This is a genomic window from Rhodococcus sp. MT28, assembly GCF_058792695.1.
This window is the reverse complement of the sequence record NZ_JBXAFD010000004.1, coordinates 178223-197400: the sequence shown is the minus strand read 5'-3', so window position 1 is coordinate 197400 and position 19178 is coordinate 178223. Positions and strand designations below refer to the sequence as shown.

The window sequence follows — 19178 nt, the reverse complement described above, 5'->3', positions numbered from 1 at the left end:
TCCGGAATCGTCTCACGCGGGGCCCGGTTCGACCGGAAAACTCGCCTCGAGCACCGAAGTCCTACACCCTGTCGTTGTCAGATTCGACAGAACTGGGACACTGGAAGCCGTGACTGTGTCTTCCGGTGATCCCGACGTGCATGCAACGAACTCCGCTCGGCTCTTCGAACGTGCCGGCAACGTGATTCCGGGTGGCGTCAACTCGCCCGTCCGCGCGTTCGGTTCGGTCGGCGGAACACCGCGATTCATTCGCGAAGCATCCGGCTACACCCTCACCGACGTCGACGGAAACAATTACGTCGACCTGGTGTCGTCCTGGGGTCCGATGATTCTCGGGCACGCTCACCCGGCAGTCGTCGAAGCCGTTCGCGAAGCAGCCCTCGGAGGTCTCTCCTTCGGTGCGCCGACCGAAGGCGAAGTTGCCCTCGCCGAGGAAATCGTCGCCCGCGTCGCGCCCGTGGAAAAGGTTCGCCTGGTCAACTCCGGAACCGAAGCCACGATGAGCGCAGTCCGCCTCGCCCGCGGATTCACCGGACGCACCAAGATCGTCAAGTTCTCCGGTTGCTATCACGGCCACGTCGACGCCCTTCTCGCCGACGCCGGATCCGGCCTCGCGACGTTCGGGCTGCCGACCTCTCCCGGCGTGACCGGCGCTCAAGCAGAAGACACCATCGTCGTGCGCTACAACGATCTCGACGCGGTGGCCGCGGCCTTCGCGGCCAATCCCGGCGCCATCGCGTGCGTCATCACCGAAGCTGCCGCCGGAAACATGGGCGCCGTCGCACCGCTTCCCGGTTTCAACGAGGGTCTGCGTCGTCTCACCCGTGAGCACGGCGCACTCCTGATCATGGACGAGGTGATGACCGGATTCCGCGTCAGTGCCTCGGGTTGGTACGGCATCGACAACGTCGCAGGCGACCTCTACACCTTCGGCAAGGTCATGAGCGGCGGACTGCCCGCCGCAGCATTCGGCGGCCGCGCCGACATCATGGGCCACCTCGCACCGGACGGTCCCGTCTACCAGGCAGGCACCCTCTCGGGTAACCCCGTAGCCGTCGCCGCCGGACTCGCGAGCCTGCGCGCCGCCGACGCCGAGGTGTACGCCAAGCTCGGCCGGAACGCGACCGCCCTCGGCGACCTCATGACCCAAGCACTCACCGCCGAAGGCGTCGAACACCGAGTGCAGTACGCAGGCACCTTGGTGAGCGTGTTCTTCACCGAGAACACGGTGACCAACTACGACGAAGCCAAAGCCGCGCAGACCTGGCGATTCCCCGCCTTCTTCCACGCACTGCTCTCCCGCGGCGTGTACCCGCCGCCGAGCGCGTTCGAAGCGTGGTTCGTCTCCGCAGCCCTCGACGATCGAGCCTTCTCGATCATCGCCGACGCCATGCCTCACGCAGCCAAGGCCGCAGCTGCTGCCGTCAAGCCCTGACCAGTTCCCATTCCAGAACACCCGCACGCTTCCGACATCCATCATCTTCAGCGAGGACCCTCGACTGTGACCGACGCCGATCACCCCGACCACACGTCCACCCGCACCATCGTCCACGTCCTGCGCCACGGCGAAGTACACAACCCGCGCGGGATCCTCTACGGACGGCTCCCGGGCTTCCGGTTGTCGGTGGCGGGCGAAGCTCAGGCTCGTGCGGTCGCGTCGGTGCTCGCCGATCACGACATCACCCACGTGGTCGCGTCGCCGCTGCAGCGGGCGCAAGAGACCGCGACTCCGATCGCCGAGGCACACAAGCTCGACATCGTCACGGACGAAAACCTGATCGAGGCAGGCAACGAGTTCGAGGGTCTCAAGGTTGCCGTCGGGGACGGTGCGCTCTCGCGTCCGCGTCACTGGTGGAAACTGCGTGACCCGTTCACCCCGTCCTGGGGCGAGCCCTACCTGCAGATCGCGCATCGCATGCTCGCAGCCGTCAATGCCGCACGCGTCGCGGCAGTCGGACACGAAGCCGTCGTCGTCAGCCATCAGCTTCCGGTCTGGACTCTGCGTCGATTCCTGCAGGGTGAGCGTCTGTGGCACGATCCCCGTCACCGTCAGTGTGGACTGGCGTCGTTGACGTCACTGGTCTACGAAGGCGACACCCTGGTCGACATCGTCTACTCCGAACCTGCCGGCGCCTCCGACCCGAGAGTGACAGGAGCATGATTTCGCGCCGCATCGCCGCAGCATTCGCAGCCGCTGCGTCGGCGATGCTTCTTCTCTCGTCCTGCGCGACCGGCGACGACGCCGTCGCACAGGGCGGAACTTTCGACTTCGTCTCACCGGGCGGACAAACCAAGATCTTCTACGATCCGCCGTCCGACCGAGGCACCATCGGCAAGCTCTCCGGGCCCGATCTGATGAACGAAGGTCAGAAGGTCGGTGTCGAGGACTTCGAGGGCAAGGTCGTCGTTCTCAACGTCTGGGGTCAGTGGTGCGGACCGTGCCGCGCCGAAGCCGACGACCTGGAACAGGTCTACGAGCAGACCAAGGATTCGGGCGTGCAGTTCCTCGGCATCAACGTCCGCGACGACACCAAGAACAAAGCGCAGGACTTCGTGGTCGACAACAAGGTCTCGTACCCGTCGATCTACGACCCGTCGATGCGTTCGCTGATCGCCCTCGGTGACGGCTACCCCACGTCGGTCATTCCGACGACGATCGTCCTGGACCGCCAGCATCGCGTCGCCGCGGTGTTCCTCCAAGAACTTCTCGCCGAGGATTTGCTGCCCGTCGTCCAGCGAGTAGCTCAGGAAGACGCGCAGTAAAGATGACAACCACGACCACTACGCTGCTGGCCGGCAGCGACACATTGAGTGCCGGTGTGGGCGAAGCGTTTCAGAACGCGGCGTCGTCCGGTCCGCTTCTGCTCGCCCTCGGCGCCTGTGTGCTCGCCGGTCTGGTGTCGTTCGCTTCACCGTGCGTCGTGCCGCTCGTTCCCGGCTACCTGTCCTACCTGGCCGGCGTCGTCGGTGCCGACGCTCCCGCGATCACCGCCGAAGAGGCGAAGACGCGGACGATCACCCGGAGCAGTCGACTGAGGGTGGCCGGTGCGGCCGGACTGTTCGTCGCGGGCTTCACCGTTGTGTTCGTCCTCGCGACCGCGTCGGTATTCGGCGTGATCTCCACGCTGCTCGTCAACCGCGAGGTCCTGATGCGAGTGGGCGGTGTCGTCACCATCGCAATGGGTCTCGTCTTCATCGGGCTGATTCCGGCGCTGCAGAAGGACGTTCGTTTCGAACCGCGTCGCGTGTCGTCACTGGTGGGTGCGCCGCTGCTCGGGGGAGTGTTCGCTCTGGGCTGGACGCCGTGCCTCGGTCCGACATTGGCAGGCGTGATGTCCGTAGCGGCGGGAACCGACGGGATGACCGCCGCGCGTGGTGTCACGTTGATCGTCGCGTACTGCATCGGACTCGGCCTGCCGTTCATCATCTTGGCGCTGGGATCGGCGCGCGCGCTGACCGGCGTCGGCTGGTTGCGTCGTAATGCACGCACCATTCAAATTTTCGGCGGAATCATGTTGGTGGCAGTGGGAATCGCCCTCGTCACCGGCGCGTGGGACCAGTTCGTCGGCTGGGTTCGCGACGCATTTATCTCGGAGGTGACGCTGCCGATATGACAGCTGACGACAATAACGACCACCCGAAACCCGTGCTGCCGAAGCAGTCGGTGATCGGTCGAGTCGTTGCACTCGGGCGCAACACCTGGCGCGGGCTCACCTCGATGCGGACCGCGCTGGTACTGCTGTTCCTCCTCGCGCTCGCTGCGATCCCCGGCGCCCTGCTGCCACAGCGAACCCTCAACGAGGGCAAGGTCACCGACTACATCGCCGCGCGTCCGACGCTCGGTCCGTGGATGGACCGCCTCGAATTGTTCGACGTGTTCAGCAGTTTCTGGTTCACCGCGATCTACGCATTGCTCTTCATCTCGCTGGTCGGCTGCATCCTGCCGCGTTGCGTGGAGCACGCGAAGGCGCTGCGCACCCGTCCGGTGAATGCGCCGCGCAATCTTGCTCGCCTGCCGCACCACACCACGAGCGTCGTGGACGGCGAGACTCCTGACGAACTTGCTGCCCGGGTGTCGAAAGAACTGCGCGGGTGGCGCGTCGAAACGCGTCGCGGCGATTCGAAATCACGACGCGAAGGCGAAATCACCATCTCGGCGGAGAAGGGATACCTCCGCGAGTTCGGCAACCTCGTGTTCCACCTCTCGCTGGTCGGATTGTTGATCGCGATCGCCGCGGGCAAGTTGTTCGGCTACGAGGGCAATCGCATCGTCATCGCCAACGACGGCCCCGGGTTCTGCACGACCTCGCCGGCAGTGTTCGACTCCTTCGTCGCCGGTCTGAGCCTCGACGGCACCGGCATGACCCCGCTGTGTGTACGTGTGAAGAATTTCCAGGCCGACTACCTCGAGACCGGTCAGGCCGAGATGTTCACCTCGGACATCTCGTACCAGGCAGGCGACGACCTCGAGTCCGATACCTGGCGGGACACGACCATCCAGGTGAACCACCCACTGCGGATCGCCGGCGATCGTGTGTACCTGCAGGGACACGGATACGCGCCGACATTTACCGTCACGTTCCCGAACGGTGAGACCCGCACCGAGACGCTCCAGTGGCGTCCGGACGACGCCACGACGTTCCTGAGCAGTGGCGCGATGCGCTTCGACCCGCCGGGCGGCATGTATCCCGATGCGGACGAGCGTCGGAAGAATCAGATTGCCATCGAAGGATTGTTCGCGCCCACCGCGCTGTTCCACGGCAACCTGCTGTCGTCGAGTTACCCGGCGATGAACGATCCGGCAGTCGCCATCGACATCTACAAGGGCGACACCGGACTCGATACCGGTAACCCGCAATCGCTGTTCGAACTCAACACCGAACTGATCAATCAGGGCCGACTGGTCAAGCAGGATCGAGTCAATCTGTTTCCGGGGGAGAGCGCGACGCTTGCCGACGGAACCCAGGTGCGATTCGATGGTGCCGTCGACTTCGTGAACCTGCAGGTCTCCCACGATCCCGCTCAGGTGTGGGTGTTGGTTTCGGCGTTGACCATGATGGCGGGCCTACTCGTCTCGCTCGTGATCAAGCGTCGCCGCGTCTGGGCACGTATCTATCCAGATGACGAACGACGTACTGTAGTAGAACTTGGTGGGCTTGCCCGCACCGACCACGCAGGCTGGGGCGACGAGTTCGACCGCCTCGCCGACCGCTTGCTGAAAAGCAATCCGACCACCGCGGTGAACCAACCGCACGCGCAGGAGAACGCCCGATGACAACGAACGAGACACTCGCGCAGTACAGCGACTGGGCCTTCAAGTCCGCCTTCACCGTGCTCGTGCTGGCGTTTGTGCTGCTCATCGTGCAGTACGCGTCGGCCAGAGCAAAGGCGGTTCAGGACAAGGAACTGGTCTCCGCCGGCGGTGTCGACGCATCCGTGCCTGGCAGGGTCGCGGAGACTCCGAGCAAGTCGCTCTCGGAACGATTCGGCGGAATGGGCCGAGCTGTCCTGGTCGTCGGAACGGTGCTGATCATCGCGTCGATCGTGCTGCGCGGATTTGCGACGGAACGATTCCCGCTCGGCAACATGTACGAATTCGTGGCGATGGCGTGTGCGGCGTCGTTGCTGGTCGGGCACGTCCTGTTGATCAAGCCGGCGTACCGTCCGATGTGGGTCTTCTTGCTGGTGCCGGTTCTGATCTTGATGTTCCTCGCCGGCACGGTCCTTTACGCCGACGCGGCTCCCGTGGTTCCGGCGCTGCGCTCGTACTGGCTTCCGATTCACGTGACGATCGTCAGCGTCGGTTCCGGAATCTTCATGATCGGCGGTATCGCGAGCCTTCTGTTCCTGCTGCGACTGAAGTTCCCGCCCGGTGACGAAGGCACGAGTATCGGTGGCCGGATCGCAGAGCGACTGCCGGATGCCCAGACTCTCGACCGCTTGGCGTACAAGAGCACGATCATCGCGTTTCCGCTGTTCGGCGCCGGCGTCATCCTCGGTGCCATCTGGGCGGAAGCTGCGTGGGGACGCTTCTGGGGTTGGGATCCGAAGGAGACGATGTCCTTCATCGCCTGGGTGATCTACGCGGCCTACCTGCATGCGAGGGCAACGTCCGGGTGGCGGGAGACGAAGGCCGCCTGGATCAACATCGCCGGTTTTGTTGCGATGCTGTTCAATCTCTTCATCATCAACATGGTCGTCTCCGGCTTGCACTCCTACGCGGGACTCACCTGATCCTCTCGAGGTACCGTGGGTGGCTGCCGACCGGTCTGTAGGTATTACCGGTAGGTACGTCAGGGGCGGGCAACAGTTACGATGCAGCTTGGCGAATTACTAGCTGTCTGGTAGCTGTGGGATCGACGAGGGGGAGCGGCGAGATGGCCGACAAGATTGAAGACGCCGGAGCAGGATTGTGGGAGCCGGTGCGCCCTGCCGAGCCGACGCGGCGCGAGCCGCGCGCATCCGCGCCCGAGCCGTCATCGGACTCGGTTCCCAGCGACGTTCGTAGTCTCTTCGTGGCCCCGGTCGACTCCGGGCCGCTCCAGCAAGTCGCCGGCCAGGCGCCCGGTGCACCCGCCGCTCCGCCGCCGACGACGACCCCAGCGGCTCCGGTACCAGGTCCCAAGACTCCGGTCATCCAGTATCCGGCAGCGCAGCCAGGCCCGATCAACGGCCAGTTCTCGACCTCGCCTGCGATGCCGATGCAGACCTACGAACCTACGAATCGTGGAGGGTCGCTTCCGGATTCACGAACTGGCGTTCCGCAGCCTGTTCAGAACCTGCATCCTGTTCAGAATTCGCAGCCCGGCCCGACGGCGCATTCATCCGCGAGACCGCTCCAGCAACCGCAGGCACCTTTTTCGCCCGGCGTCCATCCGCCCAATCCCGCGATTCGGCAGTTCGGTCATCCCGGCGCTGCGCCGGTGCAGAACGGCCACACCCTCCAGAATGGTCAGGCCGTGCCGATGGCCCCGCCGACGGCGCCACCTACTCGCGCTCCGATGCCGCAGACCGGACTCACTTCGGCTCCGGACAGTCGCTTCGAGTCCGCTCTCCCGATGACTGCGCAAGATCTCTCGGCTGCGCTCCTCGTCAAGCGGCCTGTCCGGCCTGCCCCGGTGGGTGGCTGGCGCAAGGCGCTGTACACGTTGTCCGGCCGATCGGTGAACCTCGGAAACGGTGCAAAAGAGCAGCACCTCGTCGAGTTGACGCGCCAGATCAACCAGCCGCTGCAGGGCTGCTACAAGGTTGCGGTGCTCAGTCTCAAAGGCGGCGTCGGAAAGACCACGACCACAGCGACACTGGGGTCGATGTTCGGCTCGATCCGCGGCGATCGCGTCGTCGCTGTCGATGCAAACCCCGACCGGGGAACGCTGAGCCAGAAGATCCCGCTCGAAACTCCGGCAACAGTGCGAAACCTGCTGCGCGACGAGAACAGCATCGAGAAGTACAGCGACGTCCGTGGCTACACATCGCAAAATCGACACCGGCTCGAAGTGCTTGCCTCCGACAGCGATCCAGCAGTTTCAGAGGCCTTCAGCGGTGGGGACTACACGCGCACGGTCGACATGCTCGAGAAGTTCTACAGCATAGTTCTGACCGATTGCGGCACCGGATTGATGCACTCGGCGATGCAGGCCATTCTCGAAGGTGCAGATTCGTTGATCGTCGTCAGTTCCGGTTCCGTCGACGGTGCACGTAGCGCCTCCGCAACACTTGACTGGCTCGACGCTCACGGTTACAGCAGGCTGGTCGCCACGTCCGTAGCTGTCATCAACGCGGTACGGCCTCGCTCGGGCAAGGTTGATCTGCCGCGGGTCGTCGAGCACTTCGAGCAGCGCTGTCGAGCGGTGAAACTGATTCCGTTCGATCCGCATTTGGAAGAGGGCGCCGAAATCGATCTGGACCGGCTGCGTCCAGGTACTCGGGAAGCGGTGCTGGAGTTGGCTGCGGTGGTTGCGCAGGACTTTCCGGCCTCCCCGTTCGCGTTGACGGGGCGGTAATCGGATAGCCGGGCGAGCCCGGACGCTACGTCGACGCGTCAGTCGGCGGTACGTCCGGGCCTTCCGTGCGCTTGCGTCGTGTTTGCTGGTTCACATTCCACAGGAATTCGGGATCGTCATCCGGCCCGCGTACACCGCTCACCGGGGTGCGCGTCGACGGATCGGGCCCGAATGCCTTCCACATCAGAACGATCAATGTCACCAAACCCACCAACGCCAACAGATACAACACGGCGCACCTCCTCAGGGAACTGAAGTCGAGCCTACTCAGTCTCCGCCCCGCTTCACCAGAAGTGGTGCGGACAAGCGTTTCGGCTCAGTGCGCTAGTGCTGTATCTGTCGGGTACTGCAAGATCTGTCGGGTACCGCAAAGTGCTTCGAAGTGAGCTGAAGTTGCTCAGTTGTTGTCTGCTTCGGTGGTCAGCGAGCGCAGAAGCTGCATGACCTCGGTCTCACGGAATCGACGATGTCCTCCTGGCGTGCGAAGCGAGCCCAGTCGTCCTGCGTGTGCCCAGCGGGTCACGGTTTTGGGATCGACATGAAACAATGCCGCTACCTGTCCGGGCGTCATGAGTGCGTCTGCGGCGGTATTGAAGGTTGGTGCGCTCATTGTGAGGTCCTCCATGTTGATGTCGAACGTTTGACGAACAGTGATTCCGAACCGAGCAGTGATTCCGAACTTTGGTTCCGAACCGGTGTGTCGACCAGTTGCCAAAAACCTGCGTCGAGTTTGTTTCGAAGTCCTTCGCTCACATTCGACCGTTTTCTGAGTGGTAGCGCAATGTTTGCACAGATATAGCCGGGTAGTCGATCTTTCAAGAAAAAGTAATGTTTAAGTAAAGGACAAAATGGATATAGCGGGCTCGGTCCCACCCGTATTCGGAATGGGTAACCTGAGAGGGTGAGTCAGTTGTCTGAAAACCCCGAAAATGTTCCTTCTGAGCCGGTCAAGGCCAGTAAACCTTCCGCAAACTCTGGGCAAGCAAAGTCAGCTTCCGGGCCGGTGACCAAGGGTCAACTAGCCCGCGACGTGGTGCTGTACTCGGTCGCTCGGCTGCTGCTTGTCGTCGTGATCGGTGCCGTCATCATCGGTGGCGGAAAGCTCGCCGGCACGGACGTTCCCTTGATCGTCGCGGCGCTGTTCGCAGTTCTGATCGCGCTGCCGCTGTCGTTGCTGCTCTTCGCGAAACTGCGCAAGCGTGTCAATGCGGGCATTGCGGCGGTCGACGCCCAGCGTCGGTCCGATCGTGACGATCTTCGCTCCAAGCTGCGCGGAGACGGGCGGTGACCACGGGGTCGCTCGACGTCGACCGTCGGACCTCACGCCAGTGGGTCGACAACGCGGTGCGGTTGATCGAAGCCGACGCGCAACGCAGCGCGGACACTCACCTGCTGCGCTATCCGCTGCCGAGTAACTGGACCGTCCAGCTTTATCTGAAGGACGAGTCGACCCACATCACGGGGAGTCTCAAGCATCGACTCGCACGGTCGCTTTTCCTCTACGCGATCTGCAACGGCTGGGTTACCGAAGAGACCACTGTCATCGAAGCGTCGTCCGGATCGACGGCTGTCAGCGAGGCGTATTTCGCGAAGTTGCTGGGCCTGGATTTTGTCGCGGTGATGCCCGCGAGCACGAGTCCCGCCAAGATCGCGTTGATCGAGGCGCAGGGGGGACGTTGTCATTTCGTGAGCGATCCGTCGTCGATCTACTCGGAATCGCATCGGCTCGCGAGTGAGTTGAACGGTCACTACATGGACCAGTTCACCCACGCCGAGCGCGCGACGGATTGGCGCGGAAACAACAACATCGCCGAATCGATCTTCACTCAGCTCGAACACGAGGAACATCCGATTCCCGATTGGGTGGTCGTCGGAGCCGGGACGGGCGGAACCGGTGCCACGATCGGCCGCTTTCTTCGTTACCGGAAATTCGACACGGGGCTGTGCGTGGTGGACCCGGAGCACTCCGTGTTTTTCGACGCGTGGCGAGCGAGCGATCCGTCGATCGTCGGTACTCGAGGTTCCCGGATCGAGGGCATCGGCCGTCCGCGCGTCGAACCGTCTTTTGTCGGTCAGGTGGTCGACCGAATGATCAAGGTGCCGGACGCAGGCTCGATCGCGGCTGCCCGGCATGCCAGCGCAGCCCTGGGGCGCAAAGTGGGCGGCTCGACGGGGACGAACCTGTGGGGAGCTTTCGCGTTGATTGCCGAAATGATGGCGGCCGGGCGCAGCGGCAGCGTCGTCACCCTCCTGTGCGACGGCGGAGAGCGTTACTCAGGCACGTATTACAACGACGAATGGGTGGCTTCGGAAGGGATCGACCTGCTCGGCCCGACGACAGTGCTGGACGAGTTCGTCCGTTCGGGTGCGTGGACGGCCAGTTCCTGAATCGCCGGCGCTGGACCGTGTGACGGGCGGCTCATCGTCACGCGCGGCCAGGCGTCCAACCCGGACGACTGCTCGTCCGTTCTGATGCGTATCAGGCCGGGGGAGAGCGTGTTCTCGGCCAGGCGCACGAACCCGAGGCGCTCGTAGTACGGCGCGTTCCACGGAACATCGACGAACGTCGTCAGAGTCACGAGATCGTGGTGATGGTCCGCCGCCCATTCGGTGACGGCGTCGATCAGCTGGGCTCCGAGGCCTTTCCGGGCATGATCGGGGTGAACGGAGACCTGTTCGATATGCGCGCCGCCGTCCACGATCTCGACGAGTGCGTACGCAACGGGCACGTCGTTCGCGTCGGTCTGAACCCAGATGTGCTCGGCTGCGAGAAAATCGTTCAACTCGTCGAGCGTCGGCGGTGGATCGTCTGCGATGGCGTCCATCCCGATGTCTCGGAACGGTTCGCCCGCGGCGATCTCGATCTGTTGCAGTGCGGGTAGGTCGGTGGATATGGCCGAGCGGATCACAGAAACCGTTTTACCTCGAGAAGTGCGTTTCTCCCAGCGCTACGTCATGTGAAACACAAACCTACGCAACCGTAGGTTGTGTATCGTTTGTCCAAGGGGCACTTCTCCAGCGAGGGCGGATCATGGGCAATCCTGAAGTTTCACTCGACAACTACGAGGCTGTGTACGAGTACTACCGCAGTCATCAGCAGAACCGATTCGTGGCGAAGCTCGCCTATGCCGCGTTGGCACTGAAGTACCGCCCGCGGGTGAGGTACGCGCCGGGTGCGGAAGCTGCGCTGAAGACTCTGCTGGAACGTAAGACGCAGTTGGTCGTGGCAGTCAATCATCTGACCGAGAGCGACCAGTTCACGCTCGCCGCGACCGCGTGGCGTACTCCGTTGCGTCGAGTGATCGGACGGACCCGGGTCCTCGCCAAAGACGAACTCTTCGTTGATCCTTCACAGCGCAAGAAGGTCGACATGATGGGCAGCATCCCGGTTTTTCGCAGCAAGAACTACGGCCTCCGTGCAGTTTCGGATGCCGGCCGAGTGATGATGGACGTCGCGGCCGAGCGGCTGGGCAACGGGGACTGTCTGGCGATTTTCCCGGAAGGGACGTGCAACACCGAAGATCCGACGCGGCTGCAGCACGTCAACAGCGGAATCGGCCACATCGTCGCGCGCGCCGAGAAGTTGGGATGCTCACCGGCTCTGGTGTCGATCGGCATCAATTACGGTCCGGTGGCCGGCGACGTCAAGGCTGCGAGTGTCTTTGTCGGAATGCCGGTGACCGAACTTCCGGACAAGCCGATGGATATCGCCCGAACTGTGCAGGCCGATTTGCAGGTGGCAGTGAACGGGGCCGTCGCCGGATACTAGGCGCGCCTGTCAATTTTGGTTGACAGATTCCGGTTGTCAACCTAAATTGACATCATGACCGAAGCAACCTCTCTCGCTGCTGCCGCCGGTAGCCCGGATCCCACCGAGGGATTGCGTGCTGTTCGAGCGCTGCGTCGTCTACTCGAAAAACTCGAGGCCATTCAGGTCGCCAATGCGCGCCGTCACGGATGGTCCTGGCAGGCGATCGCGGAAGCTCTCGAGGTCAGCCGTCAAGCCGTCCACAAGAAATACGCGTCCGCGCAGTCGGAATCGATGCTGCGTTCACTGCGCGAGAAGGGCAGGTAATTGCCATGTTCGAAAGGTTCTCCGCACAGGCTCGAGGCGTCGTTGTCGATGCTGTCGCCGGCTCCGGTCCTGTCACGCCGATGGAACTTCTGACCGCGCTGCTCACCTCTGATCGGGGCATCGCCACCGAGGTGCTCACCGAGTCTGGTGTCACGCTCGACGTGATCCGCCACGCCGGCGCCGGATCGAACGAAGGTAGCTCCAACAATTTCGACGACGCCGAGATACTCAAGTCGATCGGCATCGATCTCGATGCGGTTCGGGAGAGTCTCGAGCAGTCCTTCGGCGAAGGTGTGCTGGACGAGACTCCTGTGCCGGACGGCGTCGACACTTCTCGCAAGAGCCGATTCAGGTTCCCTCGTTCACGATTCGAGAAGGACTCCAAGAAGGTGTTGGAACTCTCGCTCCGTGAAGCGCTCGCGCACAAGGACAATCGCATCGGCGCCGAACACATCCTGCTCGGCATCCTGCGTGTCGCCGACGGGCCTACCCGTCAGGCCCTCGAAACGCAGGTCACGATGTCGGTGATCCGTGAGCGCTTGGAAGCGAAGATGAATCGCGCCGCCTAGATTCGGCACGGCTCCGCATGCACGGGGCGGGATGTGCCAGCATTCAGACATGACATTTCTGGCACGTCTCATCATCAACGGCATAGCCATCTGGCTGGCGTCGGCGTGGGTCACCGGCATCACGATCGCCAACCACGACAACGGCACCTGGGGCACGGTTCTCGTGATCGCGGTGATCGCTTTGATCTTCACGGTGGTCAACGCGTTCATCAAGCCGGTAGTGCAGCTTCTCTCGCTACCGCTGCTCATCCTGACTCTCGGATTGTTCACGCTCGTGATCAACGCCCTCATGCTGATGCTGACGGCGTGGATCTCGTCCGGAACGTCCTACGGCTTGACGGTCGACGGCTTCTGGACGGCAGTCTGGGGCGCGCTGATCATCTCGATCGTGAACTTCCTGCTCAGCGCGTTCGTCCCGGACAACCGTTGACTCCGTCGACTTTCAGGCGAGACTGAGCGCAACTGCGGTCGCGGCACCCCAGACGAGCATGGCGAGTCCGGTGTCGCGCAACGCGGGGATCAGGGCCATACCCTGCCCGCCCGAACGCAGTGGGGCGTTGGCTCGGATTGCCAGTGGCAACGCCAGCAATCCGAGCAATGCCCACGGAGTACGCAGGATCAGCAGCAGGGTCGCGACGAACGGGACGGCCAGCAGGATCACGTGCAGCGTGCGGGTCTTCGCGTCGCCGAGCCGGACTGCGAGAGTGATCTTTCCGGACTCGGTGTCGGTCGGGATGTCTCGAAGATTGTTGGCAACGAGCACCGCACTCGAGAACGAACCGATGGCGATCGCGCCGGCCAGCCCGGCCAGATCCACCCGCTCGGCCTGTACGAACTGAGTTCCCAGCACTGCAATCAGTCCGAAGAAGATGAACACGGCGATCTCGCCGAACCCGCTGTATCCGTACGGCTTCTTGCCGCCGGTGTAGAACCAGGCACCGATGATGCAGAACACGCCGACCGCAACCAGCCACCAGGCTGTGGTCGCCGCCAGAACGAACCCGGCTACCGCGGCAACGGTGAAGCAGCTGATCGCCGCGGCCTTCACGGCTCCGGGACTGACCAACTTCGATCCGACCAAGCGCAGTGGCCCGACGCGGTCGTCGTCCGTTCCGCGGATTCCGTCGGAGTAGTCGTTCGCGAAATTCACCCCGACGATCAAGGCCAAGGAGACGATCAGTGCCAGGAGCGCCTTCCACCACACTGCGAGGTCCAGAGACGCCGCGGCTCCGGTGCCGACCAGCACGGGCGCAATCGCGTTCGGGAGTGTGCGCGGCCTCGCGCCTTCGATCCATTGAGCAGCTGTTGCCATACAACGATCTTTGCACTGTGCAATACGATCGAACGCGGTGGATCAGCACATGACTCGAGACGTGAGTGAGCGCGCCAGGTACGCGCAGTCGGGCGAAGACCTGGCAGACATTGCCTTGCTCGGACCCGTTTCGACCAAAGTGGGCGATCGTCTGGTTCCGTTGCCGGGTCCGCGAGCTCGAACTCTGCTGGTTGCGCTGGCTCGCAATCCGGGTGAGCCACGTACCGCGCAGAGCCTGATCGACGACGTCTGGGGGCTGGAGCCGCCGCGCTCACCGATGAACGCCCTCCACACTCAGGTCTCGCGCCTGCGATCTGCACTCCCGGACGGGGCCCTCGAAGTCACGGCGGCCGGATACCGGCTCACTCTCGCTCGGGAGCGTGTCGACCTGGCCAGGGCAGCGGACGCCGCCCGTGGTCTGCGCACCGTCGGCGCCGACGCGTCCGAAGCGCTCGCAGTCACGACCGCGTCATTGCGCCTGTGGCGCGGTACCCCCGGGAGTGACGTCGTCGGCGACGTTGCAGATCGTCTGGCGCTCGACGCAGGCCGGGTGTACGACGAACTGGAGACGGCGCAGATCGACGCGTTGCTCACATTGGGGGAGTACGCGGCAGCCATTCCCCTGGTGCGCGGACGCCATCTGGCGAGCCCATTCGACGACACAGCGGCCGAGGCGTTGATGCGTGCGCTCGCCGGAGCAGGCCGAGTCAACGAGGCACTCGAAGTGTTCGCGGAGTTCCGCAACCACCTCGCCAATCGCCTGGGCGCTGATCCGTCACCCGCACTGGTGACTCTCAATGCGGAACTTCTCGGGGCACCTGCGGCTACACCGCGGGCCGCGCGTGCGATCGGTCTCCGCGCTGCCCCCAACACCTTGCTCGGTCGCGACAACGACATCGACCAGATCGAATCCTTGCTCGCCCGCTCGCGCGTCGTCACCATTCTCGGACCTGGTGGCGCCGGAAAGACCCGTCTCGCACACGAATTGGGCCTGCGCGGATCCGTGAACCAGCCGGGCGTCTCGGTGGTCCTCGTGGAGTTGGCGTCGTTGCGCAGCAGCGAAGATGTCATCGCGGCCATCGGAGGCACCCTCGGAATCAGCGAATCCGATCTGGCGCCAGGCAAATTGACCGTCGGCCGAACGCATTCGGCGAGAGAGCGACTCAAAGAGGCGCTGTCTGCCGGTCCGATGTTGCTCATCCTCGACAATTGTGAGCACGTGATCGGCGCGTGTTCGGAGATCGTGGCCGAGATGATCGCGGCCGGTCGTCAGCTGACGGTTCTGACCACCAGTCGTTCTCCGCTCATGATCAGTGCCGAGGCGGTGTACCCGTTGCCGCCGTTGGCGATCGACGACGGAAGCGGCTCGGCAGTCGAACTCTTCTCGGCGAGAGCCCGTGCGGTGCGGCCGTCTGTTCATCTGGACGTCGACGCGGTAGTCAAGCTGTGTACGACGCTCGACGGACTCCCGCTGGCGATCGAGCTCGCTGCCGCGCGGGTCCGCACCATGAGCGTCGACGAAATCGGTTCGAGACTGCGAGACAGGTTCGCGTTGTTGCGCTCCGATGATCCGACGTCTCCGGATCGGCATCGCACCCTGCACGCGGTGATCGACTGGAGCTGGAATCTGTTGGGCAGCGGGGATCAGATTGCGCTGCGTCGATTGTGCCGATTCCCGGCCGGCTTCACCCTTTCTTCGGCGCAGGCCGTTGCCGGGTGGGGCGAGTTGACCGATGTGGCAAGCGCCGTCGAAGCGCTGGTGAATCAGTCACTTCTATCCGTCAGCGACGGGCAGGGAGATCTTCGGTACTACATGCTCGAGACTGTCCGTGAATACGGCGAGGAGCAACTCGCCGCGTCCGGGGAGGGACCGGAAGTGATTCGGCGCCTCGACGACTGGGCGATTGCGATCGCCGAGGATGCCGTCGTGCGTGCACGGACGGATCAGCTCCGTCTGATTGCCGACCTCGATGCCGAGCACGACAACCTTCTGGCTGTACTTCGCTGGGCCGTGGAACGCGGCGACGCGGTGACCGTAGCCAACGTCTTCCCCGTCCTTGCGATTCTGTGGGCCGTACGAGGATCGAACTCGGAAATCTCGAACTGGGCGTCGAAGATCGTCGGGGCGACCGCGGACAACGATCTGCGCGACGTGAATGCAGAACTGGTGGGCGCTACGTTCATCCTGGTGGCGATGCATCTCTTCTTCGGAGAGGCCGATCGAAACCATGCCCGTGCGCGGATCCGACTTCGAAAGCTGTTGCGTGAGCGCGATGATCTCGGTCCGTTGTTCGCATTTCTGATCAAGCTGACCACGAGTGGGATCGCCAACCACAAACTTGCGCGGTTGGTGGCCGAAGGCGTTCGCAGTTCCGATCCCGAGACCCGCATGGCGGCGTTGTCCGCGCGTTCGAACATGCGGGAGAACATCGGAGATCTGCGCGGTGCATTGCTGGACGGGGAGACTCTGTTCGACTACGCCACCAGCATCGGTGACGAGTGGGGTCTGGCGATGGCGGCCCAACATGTCGGGTCGGTTCACAGCCAATCCGCCCGCTATGGCGAGGCCATCGAGTTCTACGCGATCGCGGCGGCGTCGATGGAACGCCTCGGTGCGCGTGACGAGGCGATGCAGCTCATCTGCTTTCAAGCCGGAGCAATGATCGCGGCCGGTGACACCGCTGGTGGTCGGGTGCTTCTCGATCGTGCACGTCCGGCATTGGCGCATTCGGGTGGGACCGGGGCCATCGAAACCGATCAACGGCGTGCGGCGCTCATAGCGAGTATCGCCGAGGCGGATCTCGCGGACGGCCGTATCGACGAGGGCTTGACTCGGTATCGAGAAGCGCTGGAGCTGTTGGGTTCTGCGATCGAGAACATCTTCGGTGATCCCTTCGTCGTTCTGCTCGGTGCCGCGGCTGTGTGCGCTCACGCAGTTCACGGCAGGCACGAACTGGTGGCGGGCCGCGTTCTGCAGATGAAGGAGTCGAGTGCTCTCAAGCTCGATCCCAACGGTTACGCGGACCTGCCACTCGCCGGTTCGTTGGCGTCGGCGATCGGGTCGTTCGATCTTGTCACGGGCAACATCGAACGCGGAGTCGAACTGATGGCGTTGTCGTTGAAAATGCCGGGGAGACAAGACTTCGTCTCGCTCCATCACGCGCGCCTCTCCGACTTCGCGGTTGGTCTGGTCGGAGCCGACAGGTGGTCTGTGGAAACCGAGAAGGTATCGGGTTACTCACGCAGAGCGGTCCGCGAAGCAGTGTTGGCTGCGCTTCGCGGACCGGTGCTGGACTAGGTCTGGACGATGGTGCGGGACTTATGTCTTGCGCATGTACATCCGCACGGTCAAAGGTGCCATGACGGCAACGATCACCGCGGCGCCCACCAGCGACCACACGACGTGGATACCGAAGTGGCCGTCGTTGGCCAGCTCGCGAACCGCGGTCACCAGGTGTGAGACCGGATTGACGTTCACGAACTTCTGAAGCCAACTCGGCATGGTGGCAGGATCGACGAACGCATTCGACAGGAACGTCAGCGGGAACAGCACGAGCATCGAAACACCCTGCACCGTGGACGCTTTGTTCATCAGCACGCCCATGAGAGCGAAGATCCAGCTGATGGAGAACGCGCACACCATGACCAGGATCGCGGCAGACAGAATGCCGACCACGCCGCCTGCGGGGCGGTAACCCATCGCGAAACCGACGATGAACGTGATGGTCGTGGCGATGCCGTAGCGCACGACGTCGGCGAGCAATGCACCGGACAGCGGGGCGATACGAGCGATGGGAAGGGACTTGAAGCGGTCGAACACGCCCTTGTCCATGTCCTCACGAAGCTGCGTGCCCGTGACGATGGAACCGGTGATGACGGTCTGGACGAGGATGCCGGGGATGATCGTCGGCAGATATGCCGTCACGTCACCGGCGATCGCGCCGCCGAAGATGTAGGTGAACATCAACGTGAAGATGATCGGCTGGATGACGACGTCGAACAGTTGCTCGGGGTTGTGCTTGATCTTGAGAATTCCGCGGTACGCCATCGTGAACGTGTTCGCGAAGCTCTGCTGCAGGCTGATGCGGCGGGGTGCGGCATCCGGCTGGGCTATCGGCGACCGGGGTTTGGTGAGGGTGGTTGTCATGCGACGCTCCGATCGGAGTCGTTGTCGGACTGGGCGTCGTTGCGTCCACCGTCTTCGGGCTGGTGCCCGGTGATGGTCAGGAACACTTCGTCCAGGCTGGGTTTCTGTACGTTGATTTCGTCGACGGCGATACCTTGCTCACGCAGACGGATCAACAGGTCCGCCGTGATCGACGGGTCGCTCAGTGGTGCGGTGATCCGCCCGACCTCGGGAGTGACTCCCACCTCGACGCTCAGCGCAGCGGCGATGAGCGAGCGAGCCTCCTCGGTGCGATCACGATCGACCAGCTTGAGTTGGAGCGAGGAGATCCCAACCGAAGCCTTGAGTTCGTCGGCGGTGCCGTTGGCGATCACGCGGCCGCGGTCGATCACCGCGATGCGATCGGCCAGTTGATCGGCTTCGTCGAGGTACTGCGTGGTGAGCAACACCGTCGAACCCTCGGCGACGAGTCGCCGGATGGTCACCCACATCTGGGCGCGGGTGCGCGGATCGAGGCCGGTGGTGGGCTCGTCGAGAAACAGCAGCGGCGGGCGCGCGATCAGGCTTGCCGCCAGATCCAGGCGACGACGCATGCCACCGGAGAAGTTCTTCAGCGGTTTGGTCGCGGCCTCGACCAGATCGAACTCCTCGAGGAGTTCGAGGGACTTGGTGCGCGCATCGCGGCGGCTCAGGCCGAGCAGCCGCGAGAAGATCACGAGGTTCTCGGTCGCCGTCAGATCCTCGTCGACGGAGGCGTACTGACCGGTGACGCCGATCAGGGATCGGACCGCGGTGGGTTCACGGCTGACGTCGTGGCCGAAGATGCGCGCCTCACCGCCGTCGGGGCGAAGGAGAGTGGCGAGCATGCGGACGGTGGTGGTCTTGCCGGCGCCGTTCGGCCCGAGGACGCCGAACACCGAGCCGGTGGGGACGGTGAGGCTGACGCCGTCGACCGCGCGGTGCTCGCCGAACTTCTTGACGAGTCCGTCGGCCTCGATGGCAAGAGGCGAAGCTGTGTGGTTCATGGGATGAAGCTTGGCAGACCGATCTTGCATGGACCTTGCGTGGAACTTGCGGTTACTTGCACAGCGCG

The 19178-nt window shown here is 63.5% G+C and carries 20 protein-coding genes; 14 read left to right on the top strand and 6 right to left on the bottom strand.

What is annotated here, in order from left to right:
• The first annotated feature begins 109 nt into the window (after positions 1-109).
• The 7 genes from hemL to AC1Q6C_RS17270 all read left to right on the top strand — a co-directional run bounded on the left by hemL (position 110) and on the right by AC1Q6C_RS17270 (position 8003).
• Positions 110-1435 (top strand): glutamate-1-semialdehyde 2,1-aminomutase, encoded by a 1326-nt coding sequence (gene hemL / locus AC1Q6C_RS17300; RefSeq protein ID WP_037129903.1) that lies wholly within the window; start codon positions 110-112, stop codon positions 1433-1435.
• A 66-nt stretch (positions 1436-1501) separates the two neighbouring features.
• The gene (locus AC1Q6C_RS17295) at positions 1502-2161 is read left to right on the top strand and encodes a histidine phosphatase family protein (RefSeq protein WP_003941868.1); all 660 of its coding nucleotides are present in this window, start codon (positions 1502-1504) and stop codon (positions 2159-2161) included.
• On the top strand, positions 2158-2763 hold the full coding sequence (locus AC1Q6C_RS17290) for a TlpA disulfide reductase family protein (protein ID WP_007735280.1): 606 nt from the start codon (positions 2158-2160) through the stop codon (positions 2761-2763). The genes AC1Q6C_RS17295 and AC1Q6C_RS17290 overlap by 4 nt, the downstream gene beginning before the upstream one ends.
• 2 nt (positions 2764-2765) lie before the next feature.
• A complete protein-coding gene (locus tag AC1Q6C_RS17285; protein ID WP_007735278.1) occupies positions 2766-3614 on the top strand; it encodes a cytochrome c biogenesis CcdA family protein in 849 nt (282 codons plus the stop codon).
• On the top strand, positions 3611-5275 hold the full coding sequence (gene resB, locus AC1Q6C_RS17280; protein ID WP_042453041.1) for a cytochrome c biogenesis protein ResB: 1665 nt from the start codon (positions 3611-3613) through the stop codon (positions 5273-5275). The genes AC1Q6C_RS17285 and resB overlap by 4 nt, the downstream gene beginning before the upstream one ends.
• Positions 5272-6234 carry a c-type cytochrome biogenesis protein CcsB gene (gene ccsB / locus AC1Q6C_RS17275; RefSeq protein WP_003941951.1) on the top strand — a complete coding sequence of 321 codons (963 nt, stop codon included), beginning with the start codon at positions 5272-5274 and terminating at the stop codon, positions 6232-6234. The genes resB and ccsB overlap by 4 nt, the downstream gene beginning before the upstream one ends.
• 461 nt (positions 6235-6695) lie before the next feature.
• Complete coding sequence (locus AC1Q6C_RS17270; RefSeq protein WP_370852756.1) at positions 6696-8003, top strand: MinD/ParA family ATP-binding protein; 1308 nt, start codon at positions 6696-6698, stop codon at positions 8001-8003.
• Positions 8004-8028: 25 nt separating this feature from the next.
• Here AC1Q6C_RS17270 and AC1Q6C_RS17265 read toward each other — a convergent pair whose 3' ends face one another.
• The gene (locus AC1Q6C_RS17265; protein WP_003941996.1) at positions 8029-8235 is read right to left on the bottom strand and encodes a hypothetical protein; all 207 of its coding nucleotides are present in this window, start codon (positions 8233-8235) and stop codon (positions 8029-8031) included.
• Positions 8236-8400: 165 nt separating this feature from the next.
• Positions 8401-8613, bottom strand: a complete 213-nt coding sequence (locus tag AC1Q6C_RS17260; RefSeq protein ID WP_003942029.1) for a BldC family transcriptional regulator — start codon at positions 8611-8613, stop codon at positions 8401-8403.
• Positions 8614-8904: 291 nt separating this feature from the next.
• On the opposite strand from AC1Q6C_RS17260, the gene AC1Q6C_RS17255 reads away from it, so the two are divergent.
• Together AC1Q6C_RS17255 and cds1 are read left to right on the top strand one after the other, a co-directional pair.
• Positions 8905-9291: a DUF4229 domain-containing protein gene (locus AC1Q6C_RS17255; protein ID WP_030535490.1), complete on the top strand. Its 387-nt coding sequence runs from the start codon at positions 8905-8907 to the stop codon at positions 9289-9291.
• Positions 9288-10391: an L-cysteine desulfhydrase Cds1 gene (gene cds1 / locus AC1Q6C_RS17250; RefSeq protein WP_003941980.1), complete on the top strand. Its 1104-nt coding sequence runs from the start codon at positions 9288-9290 to the stop codon at positions 10389-10391. Before AC1Q6C_RS17255 ends, cds1 begins: the two co-directional genes overlap by 4 nt.
• Here cds1 and AC1Q6C_RS17245 read toward each other — a convergent pair.
• Positions 10289-10912, bottom strand: coding sequence for a GNAT family N-acetyltransferase (locus AC1Q6C_RS17245; protein WP_054187825.1), 624 nt, complete (start codon positions 10910-10912; stop codon positions 10289-10291). The genes cds1 and AC1Q6C_RS17245 overlap by 103 nt on opposite strands.
• Positions 10913-11034: 122 nt before the next feature.
• Between AC1Q6C_RS17245 and AC1Q6C_RS17240 the strand changes: the two genes are divergently transcribed.
• Genes AC1Q6C_RS17240 through AC1Q6C_RS17225 form a run of 4 tightly spaced genes read left to right on the top strand, consistent with a single transcriptional unit; the run spans position 11035 to position 13077 of the window.
• Positions 11035-11772 (top strand): lysophospholipid acyltransferase family protein, encoded by a 738-nt coding sequence (locus tag AC1Q6C_RS17240; RefSeq protein WP_003941959.1) that lies wholly within the window; start codon positions 11035-11037, stop codon positions 11770-11772.
• A gap of 54 nt (positions 11773-11826) precedes the next feature.
• Positions 11827-12078 carry a helix-turn-helix domain-containing protein gene (locus AC1Q6C_RS17235; RefSeq protein WP_003941869.1) on the top strand — a complete coding sequence of 84 codons (252 nt, stop codon included), beginning with the start codon at positions 11827-11829 and terminating at the stop codon, positions 12076-12078.
• A gap of 5 nt (positions 12079-12083) precedes the next feature.
• Positions 12084-12647, top strand: coding sequence for a Clp protease N-terminal domain-containing protein (locus AC1Q6C_RS17230; RefSeq protein WP_007728500.1), 564 nt, complete (start codon positions 12084-12086; stop codon positions 12645-12647).
• Between the two features lie 49 nt (positions 12648-12696).
• Positions 12697-13077: a phage holin family protein gene (locus AC1Q6C_RS17225; protein WP_003941998.1), complete on the top strand. Its 381-nt coding sequence runs from the start codon at positions 12697-12699 to the stop codon at positions 13075-13077.
• Between the two features lie 12 nt (positions 13078-13089).
• Here the strand turns inward: AC1Q6C_RS17225 and AC1Q6C_RS17220 are convergent, their stop codons facing one another.
• Entirely contained in the window at positions 13090-13959 is an 870-nt protein-coding gene (locus AC1Q6C_RS17220; protein ID WP_019744341.1) for a 1,4-dihydroxy-2-naphthoate polyprenyltransferase, read from the bottom strand.
• A gap of 49 nt (positions 13960-14008) precedes the next feature.
• On the opposite strand from AC1Q6C_RS17220, the gene AC1Q6C_RS17215 reads away from it, so the two are divergent.
• Complete coding sequence (locus AC1Q6C_RS17215; RefSeq protein WP_064074190.1) at positions 14009-17257, top strand: AfsR/SARP family transcriptional regulator; 3249 nt, start codon at positions 14009-14011, stop codon at positions 17255-17257.
• A gap of 21 nt (positions 17258-17278) precedes the next feature.
• Here the strand turns inward: AC1Q6C_RS17215 and AC1Q6C_RS17210 are convergent, their stop codons facing one another.
• Complete coding sequence (locus tag AC1Q6C_RS17210) at positions 17279-18106, bottom strand: ABC transporter permease (RefSeq protein ID WP_003941848.1); 828 nt, start codon at positions 18104-18106, stop codon at positions 17279-17281.
• On the bottom strand, positions 18103-19110 hold the full coding sequence (locus AC1Q6C_RS17205; RefSeq protein ID WP_003941960.1) for a daunorubicin resistance protein DrrA family ABC transporter ATP-binding protein: 1008 nt from the start codon (positions 19108-19110) through the stop codon (positions 18103-18105). The genes AC1Q6C_RS17210 and AC1Q6C_RS17205 overlap by 4 nt, the downstream gene beginning before the upstream one ends.
• Positions 19111-19178: the final 68 nt, after the last annotated feature.